The 17,823-nt window shown below is 58.9% G+C and carries 16 protein-coding genes; 10 read left to right on the plus strand and 6 right to left on the minus strand.

Annotated elements, in window-relative coordinates:
- Nucleotides 1-295: 295 nt before the first annotated feature.
- A complete protein-coding gene (locus GDV60_RS12815; RefSeq protein ID WP_070996240.1) occupies nucleotides 296-859 on the minus strand; it encodes a recombinase family protein in 564 nt (187 codons plus the stop codon).
- A 317-nt stretch (nucleotides 860-1,176) separates the two neighbouring features.
- On the opposite strand from GDV60_RS12815, the gene GDV60_RS12820 reads away from it, so the two are divergent.
- Complete coding sequence (locus GDV60_RS12820) at nucleotides 1,177-2,244, plus strand: fatty acid desaturase (protein ID WP_159907445.1); 1,068 nt, start codon at nucleotides 1,177-1,179, stop codon at nucleotides 2,242-2,244.
- Nucleotides 2,245-2,375: 131 nt separating this feature from the next.
- Nucleotides 2,376-3,521, plus strand: coding sequence for a serine hydrolase domain-containing protein (locus tag GDV60_RS12825; protein WP_070996239.1), 1,146 nt, complete (start codon nucleotides 2,376-2,378; stop codon nucleotides 3,519-3,521).
- A gap of 50 nt (nucleotides 3,522-3,571) precedes the next feature.
- On the opposite strand, the gene GDV60_RS12830 is transcribed toward GDV60_RS12825, so the two are convergent.
- On the minus strand, nucleotides 3,572-4,969 hold the full coding sequence (locus GDV60_RS12830; RefSeq protein ID WP_159907447.1) for an MFS transporter: 1,398 nt from the start codon (nucleotides 4,967-4,969) through the stop codon (nucleotides 3,572-3,574).
- A gap of 129 nt (nucleotides 4,970-5,098) precedes the next feature.
- Here GDV60_RS12830 and GDV60_RS12835 point away from each other — a divergent pair, with 129 nt between their 5' ends.
- The gene (locus tag GDV60_RS12835; protein ID WP_159907449.1) at nucleotides 5,099-5,989 is read left to right on the plus strand and encodes a LysR substrate-binding domain-containing protein; all 891 of its coding nucleotides are present in this window, start codon (nucleotides 5,099-5,101) and stop codon (nucleotides 5,987-5,989) included.
- 119 nt (nucleotides 5,990-6,108) lie between these two features.
- Here GDV60_RS12835 and GDV60_RS12840 read toward each other — a convergent pair whose 3' ends face one another.
- Nucleotides 6,109-7,521, minus strand: coding sequence for an amidase (locus GDV60_RS12840; RefSeq protein ID WP_159907451.1), 1,413 nt, complete (start codon nucleotides 7,519-7,521; stop codon nucleotides 6,109-6,111).
- An 84-nt stretch (nucleotides 7,522-7,605) separates the two neighbouring features.
- Nucleotides 7,606-8,895, minus strand: a complete 1,290-nt coding sequence (locus tag GDV60_RS12845; RefSeq protein ID WP_159907453.1) for an MFS transporter — start codon at nucleotides 8,893-8,895, stop codon at nucleotides 7,606-7,608.
- Between the two features lie 97 nt (nucleotides 8,896-8,992).
- Between GDV60_RS12845 and GDV60_RS12850 the strand changes: the two genes are divergently transcribed.
- Together GDV60_RS12850 and GDV60_RS26805 are read left to right on the plus strand one after the other, a co-directional pair.
- Nucleotides 8,993-9,976, plus strand: coding sequence for an Lrp/AsnC family transcriptional regulator (locus tag GDV60_RS12850; RefSeq protein ID WP_050492663.1), 984 nt, complete (start codon nucleotides 8,993-8,995; stop codon nucleotides 9,974-9,976).
- Between the two features lie 28 nt (nucleotides 9,977-10,004).
- Entirely contained in the window at nucleotides 10,005-10,544 is a 540-nt protein-coding gene (locus tag GDV60_RS26805; protein ID WP_029290620.1) for an ATPase AAA, read from the plus strand.
- Nucleotides 10,545-10,551: 7 nt separating this feature from the next.
- On the opposite strand, the gene GDV60_RS12855 is transcribed toward GDV60_RS26805, so the two are convergent.
- Nucleotides 10,552-11,550 (minus strand): NADP-dependent oxidoreductase, encoded by a 999-nt coding sequence (locus GDV60_RS12855; RefSeq protein ID WP_159907455.1) that lies wholly within the window; start codon nucleotides 11,548-11,550, stop codon nucleotides 10,552-10,554.
- 60 nt (nucleotides 11,551-11,610) lie between these two features.
- Nucleotides 11,611-12,399, minus strand: a complete 789-nt coding sequence (locus GDV60_RS12860) for an SDR family oxidoreductase (RefSeq protein ID WP_159907457.1) — start codon at nucleotides 12,397-12,399, stop codon at nucleotides 11,611-11,613.
- Nucleotides 12,400-12,577: 178 nt separating this feature from the next.
- On the opposite strand from GDV60_RS12860, the gene GDV60_RS12865 reads away from it, so the two are divergent.
- The 5 genes from GDV60_RS12865 to benC all read left to right on the plus strand — a co-directional run bounded on the left by GDV60_RS12865 (nucleotide 12,578) and on the right by benC (nucleotide 17,818).
- The gene (locus GDV60_RS12865; protein ID WP_159907459.1) at nucleotides 12,578-13,153 is read left to right on the plus strand and encodes a TetR/AcrR family transcriptional regulator; all 576 of its coding nucleotides are present in this window, start codon (nucleotides 12,578-12,580) and stop codon (nucleotides 13,151-13,153) included.
- Between the two features lie 715 nt (nucleotides 13,154-13,868).
- Complete coding sequence (locus GDV60_RS12870) at nucleotides 13,869-14,816, plus strand: AraC family transcriptional regulator (protein ID WP_159907461.1); 948 nt, start codon at nucleotides 13,869-13,871, stop codon at nucleotides 14,814-14,816.
- A gap of 107 nt (nucleotides 14,817-14,923) precedes the next feature.
- The gene (locus GDV60_RS12875) at nucleotides 14,924-16,300 is read left to right on the plus strand and encodes a Rieske 2Fe-2S domain-containing protein (RefSeq protein ID WP_159907463.1); all 1,377 of its coding nucleotides are present in this window, start codon (nucleotides 14,924-14,926) and stop codon (nucleotides 16,298-16,300) included.
- A complete protein-coding gene (gene benB, locus GDV60_RS12880) occupies nucleotides 16,297-16,785 on the plus strand; it encodes a benzoate 1,2-dioxygenase small subunit (RefSeq protein ID WP_070994934.1) in 489 nt (162 codons plus the stop codon). The genes GDV60_RS12875 and benB overlap by 4 nt, the downstream gene beginning before the upstream one ends.
- A 10-nt stretch (nucleotides 16,786-16,795) precedes the next feature.
- Nucleotides 16,796-17,818, plus strand: coding sequence for a benzoate 1,2-dioxygenase electron transfer component BenC (gene benC / locus GDV60_RS12885; RefSeq protein WP_159907465.1), 1,023 nt, complete (start codon nucleotides 16,796-16,798; stop codon nucleotides 17,816-17,818).
- Nucleotides 17,819-17,823: the final 5 nt, after the last annotated feature.

Raw genomic sequence — 17,823 nt, forward strand, 5'->3', positions numbered from 1 at the left:
CGATCATCCGGCGGATGGGAGCGTTCGTGTCCCTCAAAGCCGGTATTACCCACCGCAAGCCCAACCCAGTAAACTGCGGGCCGACGTCGAATCAGGGAGAAGGCGCTCTATGTACATAGGTGAACTGGCATAACGTACTCATGGGTTGCCTTATCCGCTGACGATGAAACTGAAGTAGATAAGGCAGGGTAGAGCTTGTCCCAAGGGACAGAGTCAAGTGCGATGGTTATGTGAGGCGGCGCAGGTTTGAATACGCCTGCAGCCACCCACATTTGCACCGCAGGTAACTGGCCCTCTAAGTAGATCTCAAGTACCGATAAAGTGTCTGGCGGCTTATTTCAAAATCACGCGCTAGTTTGGATTTACTTTCTCCAGTGCCGGCGCGGTCAATTAAACTTACAACCTGATTGTCAGACAGTTTTTTCTTTCGGCCTCTATAAGCCCCACGCATTTTTGCGCTGGCAATGCCTATTGCCTGTTTTTCCCTCGTTGCTGCGCGCTCGAACTCTGCGATCAGTTCCATTACCGCAATGATGGGTTCCATGACTTCAAGGCAGTCATGCCGAAAGACCAGGTTTTCGTTCAAAAACTCCAGGGTTACCTGCTTTTCAATCAGCCGGCGAGTGATGGTGCACAGTTGCTCGGTGCTTGAGGTGAGCGATGTCATGCTGTCGACCACCACAGTGTCCCCGCACTGTGTGTAGCGAATCAGCCTTTCCAGGCCAGGGCGATTCGCGGCATGGTCTGCAGGGTCATCGCAAAACACTGCGTCAAATACATCATGGCTCGTTTTTTTCTCCGCGCTACCCTCGGATTCTTGTAGAGAGAGCCGAAAATATTTGATGCGATGCAATCTCATGGTGCCTCCTTGGCAATACTTGTACGCAGTTATTTTATCCTTGTACAAACTGTAACTAAATTATTAAAAATTACACAAATGCCTGTAACACTAAGCTCGCCCAAAATACACAGTTGCAAAGAACTGAACTTGTCTTATCATTTTGAAGCTTGGAATGATCCTAACAAGTTTTTCGAAAACAGTCGATTTCATATTTATTGAGTGGCGCGAGTGAGTTTGCCCAATAAATTTGAATGCCTGCTGTTTATCGCTCAAACAATTGACTTGACCGGCTTGACGAAGCTGGTAATTCCCCGACGCAAACAGAGGATGAATGGATGAAAGTCTTGGAAGACACCAGCGGAATTGACCGCCAAAGTACCGATCAGGAAAAGATTGATAATGTCACCCGGCGAATTACCGAACATGGGAACTACCTGCGCAAGCGCTACCCGATCCTGCAGCATCAGGATGCTTTGGGCGCGGGTGTCATGGTGTTTTCCCTGGTAGGGATGGCGGTCACGGGAGGGCTCTACATCAAGGGTTTTATCCCGGGGTGGATGTGTATTTTTATCAATGCTCTGCTGACTTCGTTTATCCATGAAATCGAACATGACTTGATTCATCGGCTTTATTTCCGAAAACAACCACTGGCCCATAATGCCATGATGTTTTTTTGCTGGTTGGCTCGACCGGGAATGCCCAGCCCTTGGCTAAGGCGCAGTCTGCACTTTCATCACCATAAAGAGTCCGGAACTGATTCGGATGTGGAAGCCTGGATTACCACCAGCGGTAGCCCTTGGGGAATGCTCCGGTTATTGAAACTGATGGATGGGTTTGTATTTGGTTTCCTGAATGCGGTTTTTGCTCCGGGTTGGCGGCAAAAGGTAAGATTGTTAGGCAAGATTATTCGACTCAATACACCTTTCGGGCTTTTGTACTGGGGGTGCTGGTATGTGTTCCTCGGTTACCACCTGTATGTCTGGTTTGGTTCAATCGTGGGAGAGGAGGTTAATAGTTCTGCTACGACATTGACGTTAATGGAAGTCGTCAATAGCGTAGTCGTTATTCTGATCGCTCCCAATCTTATAAGGCAGTTCTGTCTGTTCTTTATCAGCTCCAATATGCACTACTACGGTGATGTTGCCCCGCGTAATGCATTACAACAAACCCAGGTAATGAACCCTTGGTGGTTGTGGCCGTTCCAGATGTTCTGCTTTAACTTCGGCAGTACTCACAGTATTCACCACTTTGTTGTGCGAGACCCATTCTACCTGCGTCAGATGACGGCCCCTTATGCGCATAAAGTCATGGCGCAGGCAGGTGTCAGATTCAATGACTTCGGCACCTATAAACGCGCGAACCGTTTTTCAATGGACCACTCTCAAACGCGTTCGCGGGGTTGAATGTTCCACGCACATTAAATGGTTGAGTTCGCGAGAATAACGTTGTTTTAGTAATGGCCGGCCAGGCAGCAGGATCGTTCCTGCCGCCTGGCAAACCAAGGGCAGTACTTCAAATACCAGGAGTTTGATGCATGAAAGCGCAAGGGATATGTGCCAAGCAGTTTGAAGCGGTCCAGCAAGCCTTCGAGGACATGTTTGATGATCCACAAGAGCGTGGCGCCGGGCTCTGCGTGCAAGTAGATGGAGAGAGGGTTATCGACCTGTGGGCCGGTATGGCGGACCAGGAGGGGTCCAAGCCTTGGACCCGCGATACCCTGGCCAATACGTTTTGCGTGGTAAAACCCTATGTCGCGGTGGCTGTGCTGATGTTGGTCGAGCAGGGCAAGCTGGAGCTGGATGCGCCGGTGGCCCGTTACTGGCCCGAGTTCGCCCAAAGTGGCAAAGCCAAGGTGACCTTGCGCCAGGTGATGAACCATACTGCGGGCCTGCCGGCGCTGCGAGCCCCCGACCATAACCCCATGATGTTTGACTGGGACCATATGATACGGGTCCTGGAGGCCGAGCCGCTGTGGTGGGAGCCGGGCACAGACCTGGGGTATGGCACCACCACCTTCGGCTGGATTCTCGGCGAGTTGATTCGCAGGGTGGACGGGCGCGATGCCTGTGTCTTTATCCACGAAGAGATTCTGGACCCCCATGACCTCGACGTTCACCTTGGCGTGGACGAAAAGCACTTTCACCGTATCGCTCGTTTCGTCAATGCCACAGGCCGGGTCGGTGATCCCTACTCACAAGCGTTGCGGACCGTGCTGAAAAACCAGCCATTGCATATCGCGACATTTGCCTTCACCAACCCCGGCATGGTGCCTAGGCGCACCAATGACCCTCGCTGGTGGGCGTATCGGCAACCGGCGATATGTGGACACGGCACCGCTCACGGCCTGGCCGGTTTCTATAGCGCCTTGCTGGCGGGAAATTTTATCGGTCGCGAACTGCTCAACGAGTTCACCCAAGAGCACAGTCACGGCATGGACCGGACATGGATGCGCCCAATGCGTTATGGATTAGGTTGCATGCTGGAGCAGCAAATCGATCCGACGGCTTCGCTGGCCATGGGCCCCAATGCCTTTGGCCATCTTGGGCTGGGCGGTCCGGTGAGTTTCGCCGATCCCGAAAGTCGAGTGAGCTTTGGTTTTGTCACTACGACTTCGGGTAGCCATACGATGATTGATCCCCGTCCTGGCCGGCTATCGGCTCTTGTTTATGCGGCGCTTTGAAGGGGGCTAATGCTCACCCAGGCTTGATCTTTCAACTGGCGCAGAGGCGTTCATCGTGCAAGCGCCAGCGTGCTGGCCTTGCCCGGCAGGATGAGCGCCGCACCTATCAAACCGAGCACGACCATGCACGCGGACACCAGAATGGCATAGCTAAAGCCCTGTACCGAGCTTCCTCCGCCGGCCAGCACTGCAATGCTCACGGCCACACCCACCGCCAGGCCCACCGCAGAGCCGACTTCCTGGGTCGTGGTCAGCATGCCTCCCGCCAGCCCGTGATCCACTTCAGCCACGCCCTCGATACCGGCCACGGTCCACGCCGGAAACGCGATGCCATAACCCACACCTGCCAATACCGTGCCGGGGAGGATGGAGAGGGCCCAGGACGTATCCACGGCCAACGACGTGCCCAGCAGCGCGAGGCCGGCAATGAACAGGGTCATGCCGCCGAGAATGACTGGCTTGGTGTCTACCCTGGCAATCAGTGCCGGCCCGGCCCAGGCGCTGGAGAGGGTGAAGGCGACCGCCATCGGGAGCAGCCCAAGGCCGGTCTGGGTGGCCGTAAAACCGAGGATTTCCTGCATATACAGCGCAACCACGACAAACGTCGGCCCCAGTGCCGTGTTCGCCAACAGCGACACCAGGTTCGCGCCGCCCGTCAGGCGCCTGCAGAAAATCGGAAGGGGCATCAACGGGTATTCGACTTTGCTTTCGACCCAGACGAACAAGGCCAGTAGCCCCATGGCCAAAGCAATCAACCCATAGGTGACGGGAGACGAAAGGCCGACATGCTCGCTGTTGGCAAACGCGAACACCAGTGTTGCGGCCCCCGCAGCGACCAGAATCGCTCCGCCTATGTCCAGGCGCCTTGCGCCCATTGCGGCATCGCGTTGGCCCACCGGCAGGTTGCCTGCCAGGGCTATCACCAACATACCCACGGGCACGTTGATCCACAGCACCCAACGCCAGCCCATGAGGTCGGTGATCATCCCGCCGAGGATCAGGCCTGCGACGAATCCGCTTGCAGCCACCGCAGTCCAGGCACCCAGGGCTCGATTGCGTGAGGCCTGATCGGGGAAAAGCGCCAGTAGCAACGAAAACGCGGCGGGCGAAAATAAAGCCGCGCCAAAGCCTTGCATGGCCCGAGTGGCGATCAGCATGGCAGGGGTCTGTGAGAAGCCGCCGAGCAGGGAGCCCAGGGTAAAGATCATCAACCCGAGCAGGAACACCCGCCGACGACCAAACATATCGGCGGCGCGTCCCCCCAACAGCAAAAAGCCTGCAATGGCGACGCCGTACGCGTTGATGACCCACTGCAAGGCGCCGGGCGTAAAGCCCAGGCTTTCCTGGATCTGCGGCAAAGGGATCATGGTGATGGAGAAGTCGAGCAGGGCGACGAATTGCGTCGTGCACAACAAGATGAGGCAGAGCCGCCAACGAGGGTGATTCATAGGGGTATCCTGATTGATATAGTTTTTCTAATGATGTTTAACTTCGCTAAACAAGGCTTATCATCAGACGCCCGTTGGCACAGTGGAAACGATCCTTTTTAGTCGCTGAATTTAGGAAAACTAAACATCATGGCCACATCCCTTCCTTATCTGGCGTTACGTACCTTCGTTGAGGTAGGCCAGCGTGGCAGTATCAAGGCGGCTGCCCAGGCCCTGAGCGTCACATCGGGCGCGGTCAGCCAACAGATTCGGCTTTTGGAGGATCGGGTAGGCATGCCGCTATTCACCCGTGAGCGCAACGGCTTGCGTCTTACTGAGGCCGGGGCCAGCGTGCATCCCGCCTTGCTCCAGGCGTTCGAACAGATCCAGGAGACGCTGCTGTCGCTGGAACAAGCCAAATCCTGGCAAACCCTGACGGTCAGTACCGTTGCTACGTTCGCGGCGTCGTGGCTGGTGCCGCGCCTGGGCCGTTTCAACCAGCGATACCCACACATCGAAGTGCGGGTCGAAGCGACGTCCGTCATCGCGGACATGCGCCGGGATCGTGTCGACGTTGCATTGCGCCATGGGCTTGGGGTCTATCCCAACCTGCACGTCACGCACTTGATGGCGCCGGTATTGGTACCGGTGGCCAGCCCCGCCCTGGTGCCCGCAAACGTTGTGCTCACGCAGCCGCAGGATTGCCTCGAGTACCCTCTGTTGCACGACGCTGACCGCGCAGATTGGCCCTTATGGCTTTCGGCCCATGGCGTCGGCAACGATCCACGTGCCGAACGTGGGAGCGCTTTCGAAGATGACTTCCTGCTTATTCGCGCAGCAGAAGCCGGGCAGGGGCTCGCCCTGGTGCCAGTGGAATATGCGAAAGAGGAAATTGCGGCGGGCCGCCTCGTGCAAGTTTTGGACAAGCCTTGGCCTGCACGATTTGCCTACTACGTCGTGACCCGGCCGGAGGCGATGCAACGTGACGAGGTCAAGGCGTTTGTGGAGTGGGTTATCGAAGAGGCCCAGGGCACTAGATAGTCCCAGGCCAAGGGGCCACGAGGCGCAAAAGTGTAAATCAGCGGCTGTTTTCGGCGTTGCGTTCACAACCCGTCACTTGAGGATAAGGTCGACAAACCAGCACCCTATCTTCCTTCGGTTCAAAGCCCCCATCGCCCAAGCTCCGGCTTGCGCTCGTCAAGTAACAGCGCAGGTGCCATCGCGCTCGCGATGTTCAGCAAGTGCATGTCGGTAAATACCGGGGATAGCAACTGCACGCCAATCGGCATCTGTGCTTCGTCGAATCCGGCGGGGAGGGCGATTGCCGGCGTGCCGAGGTAGTTACTGGCTCGACTGAACTTGCCAATACTGGCGTGATCAGCGTCCTGGTCATCAAGGGGCAGGGCCCCATGGCCGCTGACAGGCATCAATAGAACCCCGGATGAGCCGATCGCCCGTGTGAATGCCTCGGCTGCGTATGCACGCTGTGCAACGGCGCTTTCGTAGGCGTCACGGCTGATATCGGCGCCGGCAAGGATTCGATTGCGTACAACCTTCCAGAGCAGCTGTTCGGGGTCATGTGCAAGGTGACCAAACTCGCGATACCCCTCATAAGCAATGATCATCGAGTTGCACTCGGAAAGCCGACCGATCGCTAACTCATCATCTGGAACCCAGTACTCCAGCGTCCAGCCGGCCGTGTCCAGCTTGGCCAAGGCTTGATCCCATACCCTGCGGGCGCCAATGGACAGCGCACAGGGGAACGCACTCTGGTCCAGTACCAACACTGTGCCCGGCTGGGGTGGCACCAGCCCACTTGCAAGTTCAGCCTGAACGTTCAACCCATTGTCCGTAGAGGGGCTGGCAAGGATGGCGGTAAGTGCGTGGGCGTCGTAAACGTCGCGGGCGATTGGGCCCAGCACGTCCAGGCTGGGAGCGAGTGGCACGACACCGTCCAGGCTGATGAGCCCGCTGGACGGTTTGAAGCCGACCAAGTGATTTAACGATGCGGGAGCCCGTATCGATCCGCCGGTATCACCACCCACTGCAATCGGGACCAGGCCTGCTGCAACAGCAACCGCCGCGCCTGAAGAGGATCCGCCCGGCGCGCGATGCAGCTTGGCGTCCCAGGGGTTCCAGGGCGTGCCTCGGGTCGGATTCTGCCCGGATAAACCGAAGGCAAACTCGGTCATCTGGGTCTTGCCCACGATCACCATGCCGGCCGCTTGTAATCGTTGCGCGACGGTGCTGGTCACGGCGCTGATCGTGGTCAGACGGCTCAACGAACCTGCCGACGCCAGGGTGTTGGCGATCTCGATATTGTCCTTGATGGCAACCGGTACGCCATGCAGTGGACTCAATGTGTGTCCGGTATCGAGCGCGCGATCGGCGGCATCGGCTGCCGCCAGGGCCTGCTCGGCGAAGACTACGGTGAAGGCGTTAAGCGCACTGCTGCAAGCAATACGGTCCAGAAAGTACTGGGTGACCGCGCGTGAGGTGGTCTGCCGGGTAGCGATCAGATGGGCAATCTGCAGGGCAGTCTGGAAACAAAGGTCTTCGGATGGTTCGCGCATAATTTCTATCTAAGATATGTGGGTCGGTATCCCCGTGTTCGACCGTCGTTCACGGGGATCGCATCGCGGTGTTCGAGCCAGTGGCTATTTCAGTGGTTTCCCGGCTGTTTCTGGCATTTTGATGAACGTAATCAGGGTGAGCGCGGCGCCTGCGAGCACGTAATAGAAGAACCAGCTCTCTTGACCGTGGCTCTGCAGCCAGGTCAGCAGATAAGGCGTGGTACCGCCGAGCAATGCCACCATCAGGTTGTAGGGCGCACCAATGCCGACGGCGCGAACGCTGCTGGGGAATTGTTCAGACATGATTGCGGGCGCAATCGAGGTATAAAGCGCGTAGAGCAACAGGCCGAACAACTCCACCATCAGGATCGATGAGAACGTCGGCTGCATGCTGGTGATAATCGGGTAGAAGAACAGCAGGTAACCCAGGGCAAAAGCGATCAGTTGCGGCTTGCGCCCGAACTTGTCCGAGAGCATGCCGAAGAGTGGGTGCACGAGCATGAACGCGACCATTGCCACCGTATTCGCCGCAAAGGCTGTGGAGGACTCTACGTGCAGTGCTCGGATGGCATAGGTCGGGATGTAGATGACGAACAGGTAAAAGGCAAAGGTGCTGAGGATCGAAAAGCCCACGATCCGCAGGGTTTCGCGCGGATAATCACGCAGCAGGGTGCGCAGCGGTTGCTTCTCTACCTTCTTGGTTTTTTGCGTTGAGGCTTGCGCTTCAGGCACCGACATACGCAGCCAAATGCCTGCGATACCGCCCAAGGCGCCGAGCAAGAATGGAATGCGCCAGCCGAACTCCCTCATCTGCTCGTCGGTGAGGACGGTGGTCAGTGCCCAGCCAATCGCCGAAGCGGTCAGAATGCCCGCAGCGGAACTAAAGAAGACAAAGCTCGAAAAGAAGCCGCGACGGTGGTCTGGCGCCAACTCGGCAAGGTAAGTAGAGGCTGACGCGTATTCGCCGCCCAGCGACAAGCCTTGCATCAGTCGCGCGATCACCAGCAAAACCGGCGCCAGCAGGCCGATCTGCTCGTAGGTGGGGGTTATGCCGATCATCAGGGAGCCGCCGGCCATCAGCATGATGGTGACGCCCAGCGCTGATTTGCGGCCATAGCGATCAGAGTAGATCCCCAGGGCCCAGCCACCGATGGGACGCATGAAGAAACCTACGGCGAAAATAGCGAAAGTCGCTAGCAATGACGCCGTTTCGTCAGTTTTCGGAAAGAATTGGGTAGAAAAGAACACCGCGAACGACGCATAGATCGTCCAGTCAAACCACTCCACCGCATTGCCAATGCTGCCAGCAGCAATTTTGCGCGCGGTGGATACCTGCGGCTTTGCCGCGTGGGACGTTTGAGTCGCATAATTCATTGGCTTGTGCCTTTGGGTTTGAATTGTAATTATTTTTAGACATGTGCGGCCTTGTTTTGTTTTAATTTAGCCACTTGAGCGAAGGTATTGTAAGAATATGGTCTCGTCAACCGTTGATACGGATGAAAAAAGACATGTTGCGCTGGATGAAACGGATCTGGCCTGCCTGATTGCACTGCAAGCCAACCCTCGTGGCACCTGGCGGGATCTGAGTGCCTGCTGCGATGTGGCGGAGCGTACGCTGTCGCGGCGCCTGCAACGCTTGATGGACAGTGGTTACATCCGGGTCATCGGCGAGCTCGATCCGGTTGTCGTCGGGAGCGGCCCGGTGCTGCATGCATGGATCCGGGTAGCCGACGGGCGCCAGCGGGAAGTGGCGGAGCATCTGGCGCAGTTGCCGCAGACCCAGGTGGTCATGGCGACAACGGGAGAGTTCGACATCTTTACCGAGATCAACTTACCCAGTGTGGAAGCGCTTTCTGACATGGTGGTGCAGGAGTTGCCGCTGGTGCCGGGGGTAAGGCAGGTGCAAACGCAAGTGGTACTCAGATCGTTCAGGCGAGCCAGTCGCTGGCGTATCGATGGTTCGGTGCCGACTGAGCCGGTGCTGGCCGGGCCGGTAAGCCTGAGTGCTGACGAAATGCGGCTACTGGGCGCGTTAATGCTCGATGGAAGGGCCAGCCTGGGCGTGCTTGCTGAAACCTGCGGCGTCAGTGAGCCCAAGGTCCAGCGCATGCTAAGTGGGCTGGTCGACAGTAATGCCCTGACATTTCGCGTGGAACTGGAGCCTCTGTTGGTGGGCTACGGGGTCGAGGCGATTGTGTCGCTCCAAACCCGACCGGGTGCGGCAGAGGGGATTGCCCAGGCGCTGGCAAAGGATGAACACACGCGTTGCCTGTTTGGTACCAGTGGCGGTTCGCAGTTGTTTTGGCATGTCTTGTGTCGTGATATTCATGATCTGTGGAGCGTCTCAACCACGCGGATGGGCGCCTTGGAGGGGATCATTTCTTGTGAGACCAATACGGTGGTAAGAGCCTACAAAAGAGCGGGGCGCGTGCGTCGAGGGCTTATGGTTGAGTAGTGTTGCGGCCCATCGACAAGGAGTTTGTATGCAACGGGTGATGATTGTGGGCCAACCTGGGTCTGGCAAAAGCACGTTGGCGCGTAAGCTTGGCCAGTGCACCGGATTGCCAGTGGTTCATATCGACACTATCCACTGGCAGCCAGGATGGGTTGAACGAACCTGGGACGAGAAGACGCGGCTTTGTCTTGAGGTCGAGGCCCGCGATAACTGGATATTCGAGGGTGGCCATTCAGCCACGTGGGACAACCGAGTGGCCCGTGCAGATCTTTTGATCTGGATTGATCGTTCAGCGCCGCTTCGATTCTTGCGCGTCCTGCTCAGAGCGCTGCTCCATCGCGGGAAGTCTCGGCCTGACTTGCCCGAGAACTGCCCCGAAATGCTGGCGAACCTGCCGGAGTTTTTTGCATTCATGTGGCGGACGAAAAAATCAGCGCGGGCAAAGATGCAGCACCTCGTGGCAACTGCACCAGCCGCTTGCCGTGTGGTTCATCTGCGGTCCAATCGGGACACCAGGATTTTTCTCGCAAGCATTGGAAGTTCGACTGGCCCGGCTCCCCGAGATTGATCGGCGCTTACCTGATTGTCACGGTGACTTTGCCTCTCGATCTGCCCTGTTCGACGTACCGCAGCGCCTCTGCTATGGACTCAAAAGGGAACGTTCGGTCAATGACCGGCTTGATGACACCTGTCTCGATAAGCGAAGTGATTTTCTGCAGTTGTGTCCCGTTGGCACGCATAAACAAAAATGCATAGTTCACCCCCTGTTTGCGGGCTTTCCTGCGAATGCCGCTGCTCAGCAGGCGCATCACTTGCCCCAGCACCCAGGACAAGCCTTGCGCTTGGGCAAATTGCGCAGTCGGCGGCCCCGAAAGGGAAATAAGTTGTCCGCCCGGCTTGAGCACCTTGAGCGACTTCTCCAGTAGCGCGGTGCCAAGGCTGTGCAACACCACGTCGAAATCGCGCAACTCGTGTGCAAAATCCTCATGTGTGTAATCAATCACCACATCCGCCCCGAGTGTTTTCACCCATTGGACGTTCGCCGTGCTGGTGGTGGTCGCGACGAAGGCCCCGAGGTGTTTGGCAAGTTGAATGGCCAGCGTGCCGACACCGCCGGATCCGGCATGAATCAGCACCTTTTGGCCTTTTTTCAGTTGGGCGGTCTCGACCAGCGCCTGCCAGGCCGTCAAAGCGGCCAAGGGGATGGACGCCGCTTGGGCCATGTCAAGGTTCGCCGGCTTTAGCGCGAGGGCGTTTTCGTCCACGGCGATCAGTTCGGCAAACGTCCCGATCCGAGCCTCCGGGGGACGTGCGTAGACTTCGTCGCCCGGCTTGAATCGCTCCACCGCCGCGCCTGTGCGAATGACCACTCCGGCCAGGTCGTTGCCCAGTACCAATGGAAAGGTATAGGGCAGGATCAGTTTGAAGTCCCCCGTTTTAATCTTCGAGTCCAACGGGTTCACGCTTGTCGCATGCACCTGGATCAGCACGTCGTGCACACCCACTGCAGGGTCAGGCATGTCGCCAATCATTGCGCTCTGCTTGCCGTAGCGTTCGATAAAAAATGCCTTCATGTTGCAGCTGCCCTTGTCGGTGGATCGAGAGTGGGGTGAGGCCGGCCGGCTCGATAATCGTCAGACTTGCGTCAAATAGCGTTGCGCCACGGTGGACTGCCTGATTTGCGACAAAAGGCCCTGGCGTGCGGTCTGCAGGGCATCCCAGCGCTCGCCTTCCTGCAGCGCGGGAATGCTCACCGGTTCGCGACGATCGAAGCCGACCAGCGCCGCATCGACCAAATCAGCCACTTCCATGATTTCGCTCAAGGTATTGATGTCGATACCGGCGCGGTCCCAGATCTCTGTGCGGGTGGCGGCTGGCAATACGGCTTGCACGTAAACCCCCTGAGGCGAAAGCTCCAGGCTCAGGCCTTGGGAAAGGAACAGCACAAACGCCTTGGTCGCCCCATAGACCGACATGCCGAACTCAGGTGCCAGCCCCACCACGGAGCCGATATTGATGATCGCGCCTTCACCTGCTTTGGCCAGGCGTGGTGCGATGGCGCTGGCCAACCGCACCAGCGCGGTGGTGTTGAGGGCCACCAGTTGCGCAACGCTATCCGTGCTTTGCTCGATGAACGTGCCGGACTGTGCGGCGCCGGCATTGTTGACGAGGATGCCAATGCGCGCGTCATCACGCAGGCGCGCTTCGACGGTGTGCAGGTCGCTGAGTTGAGTCAGGTCGGCCTGAAGCACTTCAATGGCGACGCTGTGTTCGCCACGCAACGTCGCAGCCAGCGTTTCCAGGCGCGAATGGTCGCGGGCGACCAACACCAGGTCATGCCCGCGTCGGGCGAAACGCTCGGCGTAAACCGCGCCGATGCCAGTGGACGCGCCAGTGATAAGAACGGTAGGGCGAGTAGTCATGATGTGGGCTCTTGGTCTGGAATATGGATTGGGATTGCTGCAGCGATAAACCTGATTCGGTGGGCATATCGCTGGCATTTAGGATGATGATCGAAATCTAAGCTGTCAACAGTTTTGATTATGATCAGCATCTATGTATGATCAGCTGATGAATTTCAGCGGTGCAGAGGTATCGAATATGCGAGTGTCCAAGGCCCAGGCCCAGGCAAATCGGGAGCACATTGTCGAAACGGCCTCAAAGGTGTTTCGCGAGCGCGGTTTTGATGGTGTCGGCGTGGCCGACCTTATGGCCGCCGCCGGTTTTACCCACGGCGGTTTCTACAAACATTTTGGCTCGAAGGCTGACCTGATGGCGCAAGCGTCGGCCAACAGTCTTGCGCAGTCATTGGCCAGCGCCGAAGCCATGAGCGTGAAGGACTTCATTGACGTGTACGTGTCCAGGGAGCATCGCGACGGGCGCTCCACGGGTTGCACCATGGCAGCGTTGTGCGGTGACGCGGCGCGTCAGTCCACCGAGTTGAAATCGGCCTTCGCTGAAGGTATCGAGCACATGTTGCAAACGCTCGGTAAAAAATACCCGACCGGGCCGGATGCGGCGCCGGGGGAGGCGAGGGCGAAGATGATCGACCTGCTGGCGCGCGCGGTCGGTGCGATCATGTTGTCGCGCGCCTGTCCTGACGACTCGGCGTTGGCCGATGAAATTCTGGCGGTATGTCACACGCAAATGAGCGAATCATTACCTACTCAGTCGTAGGCTCATTTCGTCTTTGGCCCATACCTTTCAAAAACAGCTGTTTGGCCAATTGCCCTGAATCAAGGGCCAGTACTGACCTGTGGCGAGCGGGCTTGCCCCGCGCTGGGCGGCAAAGCCGCCCCAATAGCCTCACCCCGTTCTGCCAGATATACCGAGGTGGCTGATTTTGGTGCTGCGTTGCAGCCCAGCGGGACAAGCCCCCTCGCCACAGAGGGGGGAACAGCTGGCTTTTTTGTGGCGAGCGGGCTTGCCCCGCGCTGGGCGGCGAAGCCGCCCCAATAGCCTCACCACGGTCTGCCAGATATACCGAGGTGGCTGGTTTTGGGGCTGCTACGCAACCCAGCGGGGGACAAGCCCCTAGCCACAGGGGGGTGAACAGCTGGCTTTTCGTGGCGAGCGGGCTTGCCCCGCGCTGGGCGGCGAAGCCGCCCCAATAGCCTCACCCAGCTCCGCCAGATACACCGAGGTGGCTGTTTTCGGGGCTGCTGCGCAACCCAGCGGGGGACCCCCTCTCCGCAAGTCGGCATCGGCCAACACGTATCAAGACGTGTCGCCATGTGGCCGGTGGCCCGCCGCCTGATGCCCGGCCTAGTGCGCATTATCAAGCCGCAATCAGCCCACCATACCTCCAGGGTATCCCTTTAGACCTTATCCATATTGGACGCTCGCCACGCCACGCCTCAGCCTGAGGCCAATAACTATAAAGAGGCGCACCATGACCGTGCTATTGAGTGAGCGCAGCCAGATTTTCCAGGGTGCCGATGCCTATGCCGTGTCGGAATACGTCAATCAGCATGTGGGTAGCCACTGTATCCGCCTGCCGCCCAAGGGCCGGCCCATGGCGAGTATCAGCCACCGGACTTTTTCCAGCCTGGACCTGTGCCGTATCAGCTACGGCGCGCCGGTGCAGGTCACGTCGGTGGCGCTGGAAACCATTTACCACCTGCAGATCCTGCTGACAGGCCACTGCCGCTCCAATTCCCGGGGTGAGGAGCTTATCTTCGGGCCGGGCGAGATCCTGCTGATCAATCCCGATGACCCGGTGGACCTGACCTATTCCGCCGATTGCGAGAAATTCATCATCAAGTTACCGGTGCGCCTGCTGGAAAACGCTTGCCTGGCGCAGCACTGGACACTGCCCCAAGCGGGGATCCGGTTTGCCGCGGCGCGCCATGCGTTGAGTGAAATGGACGGCTTCCTACAGTTGCTCGGGTTGATCTGCCACGAAGCAGAAAACGCCGCCGAGCCGCAAGTACAAGGCCTGTACGAGAGGATCGTGGCCAATAAGCTGTTGGCGCTGTTGGCCAGTAACGTGTTGCGGGTAGTGCCCCAGGTGGGCCAAGGCGGCGGCTTCGAGGCGGTGCGCGAGTTTATCGAGGAGCACTTGAGCGAAGACATCAGCATCGAGCAACTGATGGCCGTGGCCAAGGTCAGCGAGCGTTCGCTGTATAGCCTGTTCGAGCGTCAGGTCGGCCTGTCGCCCCGTGACTATGTGCGCCGGCGCAAGTTGGAACGGGTGCATGCGCGCCTGCAACTGACCAGCGCGCGTAGCGTGACCGAGGTGGCGCTGGACCATGGCTTTGTGCACTTGGGGCGTTTTTCCGAGGCCTATCGCAAACGCTTTGGCGAGCTGCCTTCGCAGACCTGGAAGCGCTATCGCTGAGCCGCTTGCGCCAGCCGGATACAGATTTGCAGGAAGTGGATATTGGGGCAGGGGACGAACACGTACGGTGAGGGCGCCTGATACAAGAACAACGGAGGGCCTGCCCCATGACCAGTACACTCGACCGCCTCGCCGTACAACTGCGCGAGTCCGTCCAGGAAGACCCCGCGACCGGGGTGTTTCGCTGCCGCCGCGACATTTTTACCGACCCCGACCTGTTTGCCCTCGAGATCAAGCACATCTTCGAAGGCGGTTGGATCTACCTGGCCCATGAAAGCCAAGTGGCCGAGATCAACGACTACTACACCACCTGGATCGGCCGCCAACCGGTGGTCATCACCCGCGACAAGCAGGGCACCCTGCATGGCCTGGTCAACGCCTGTGCCCACCGTGGCTCCATGCTGTGCCGGCGCAAACAGGGGAACAAAGGCTCATTCACCTGCCCATTCCACGGCTGGACGTTCAGCAACGCCGGCAAGCTGCTCAAGGTCAAGGACGAGAAGACCGGCGCCTACCCGGACAGCTTCGACTGCGAGGGTTCCCACGACCTCAAGCGCCTGGCGCGCTTTGAAAACTACCGCGGCTTTTTGTTCGGTAGCCTCAGCGAGGCGGTGCCGGAACTGAGCGATTACCTGGGCGAAACCCGAGTCATCATCGACCAGATGGTCGACCAGGCGCCCCTGGGCCTGGAAGTGCTGCGCGGCAGTTCGTCCTATGTCTACGACGGCAACTGGAAGCTGCAGATCGAGAACGGCGCCGATGGCTACCACGTCAGCTCCGTGCACTGGAACTACTCGGCAACCATGGGCCGGCGCAATTACGAGGGCGAAGGCACGCGCACCGTCGATGCCAATGGCTGGTCGAAAAGCCTGGGCGGGGTCTACGCCTTCGATCATGGGCATATCCTGCTGTGGACGCGCCTGCTCAACCCCGAGGTGCGGCCGGTACATGCCCACCGCGCGGCATTGGCCGAGCGCCTGGGCCAGGAACGCGCCGACTTTATCGTCGACCAGACCCGCAACCTGTGCCTCTACCCCAATGTGTACCTGATGGACCAGTTCTCCACGCAGATCCGCGTGGTGCGGCCGCTGGCGGTGGACAAAACCGAGGTGACGATCTATTGCATGGCGCCGATTGGCGAAAGCCCCCAGGAGCGGGCGACGCGGATCCGTCAGTACGAAGACTTCTTCAACGTCAGCGGCATGGGCACTCCAGATGACCTGGAAGAGTTCCGTGCCTGCCAGACCGGCTACCAGGGCGCGAGCACCTTGTGGAATGACCTGAGCCGGGGTGCCAAGCAGTGGGTCGAGGGGGCGGACGACAACGCCAGGGCCATGGGCATGCAGCCGCAACTGAGCGGGGTGAAGACCGAAGACGAAGGCTTGTTCGTACGCCAGCATGCGCATTGGGCCCAGAGCCTGCAGCGCGCGATCGAGCGTGAACAGCAAGGCCTCATCGCCAGCGACCGGGAGGTGCAGCCATGAGCCTGTCCCGTGAGCGCCTGCTGGACTTTCTCTACCGCGAAGCGCGCCTGCTGGATGACCGCCAATGGGATGAATGGCTGGCGTGTTATTCCCCCAAGGCGCAGTTCTGGATGCCCGCCTGGGATGACTACGACACCCTCACCGAAGACCCGCACAGCGAAATCTCGCTGATCTACTACCCCAGCCGTGACGGCCTGGAAGACCGCATCTTCCGCATCAAGACCGAGCGCTCCAGCGCCAGCACGCCCGAGCCACGCACCGTGCACATGCTGTGCAACCTCGAAGTGCTGGCCGACGATGGTGCCCAGGTCGAGCTGCGCTTCAATTGGCACACCCTCAGCCACCGCTACAAGACCACCGACAGCTACTTCGGCACCTCGTTCTATGCCTTGGATATACGCGGCGAGCAGCCGCTGATCACGCGCAAGAAGGTGGTGCTGAAAAACGATTACATCCACCAGGTCATCGACATCTACCACATCTGAGGACACCGCCATGACGTATGCCATTGCCCTGAACTTCGAAGATGGGGTGACCCGCTTCATCGACTGCAAGGTGGGAGAGAAGGTGCTCGACGCCGCCTTTCGCCAACGCATCAACCTGCCCATGGATTGCTCGGATGGCGTCTGCGGCACCTGCAAATGCCGCTGTGAAACCGGCGCCTACGACTTGGGCGACGACTATATCGAAGACGCCCTGAGCGCGGACGAAGCCCAGGAACGCCAGGTACTGACCTGCCAGATGGTGCCGCAGTCCGATTGCGTGATTGCCGTGCCCGTGCCGTCCAGTGCATGCAAGACCGGCACTACGCAGTTCGTCGCGACGCTGGCCGGCATCACCCGCCACGCCGATGCCGCACTGCAGGTGAGTTTCGAACTGGATCAGGCTCCGGTGTTTCTCCCAGGCCAGTACGTGAATATCGGCGTGCCCGACAGCGGGCAGACGCGCGCCTATTCATTCAGCAGCCGCCCTGGCGACACCCACGCCAGTTTCCTGATCAAGCATGTACCGGGCGGGTTGATGAGCGGCTGGCTGGAGCGTGCCCAGCCGGGCGATAGCGTAGCGATGACCGGGCCGTTGGGCAGTTTTTACCTGCGTGAGGTGCAGCGGCCGCTGCTGCTATTGGCCGGCGGCACCGGCCTGGCACCGTTTCTGTCGATGCTTGAAGTGCTGGCCATGGGTGGGGAAACCCGGCCGATTACGCTCATCTACGGCGTGACCCGGGATCAGGACCTGGTGCTGGTCGAGGCCCTGGAGGCCTTCTCCGCGCAGTTGCCCAACCTCACGCTTGTGACCTGCGTGGCCGACCCGCAGACCGCGCACCCGCGCCAGGGCTATGTCACCCAGCATATGGCCAGCGACGTTCTCAATGGCGGCGATGTGGACGTATACCTGTGCGGGCCGCCGCCGATGGTTGATGCGGTGCGCCAGCACTTCAAGCAGATGGGTGTGACCCCGGCCAGTTTTCATTACGAGAAATTTACCCCCAACGTTGTCGCCAGCTCTGATGCGGCCTGAGGAAA

Origin of the sequence: Pseudomonas sp. DTU12.1, assembly GCF_009873475.1 — a bacterium.
Lineage (GTDB): Bacteria > Pseudomonadota > Gammaproteobacteria > Pseudomonadales > Pseudomonadaceae > Aquipseudomonas > Aquipseudomonas proteolytica.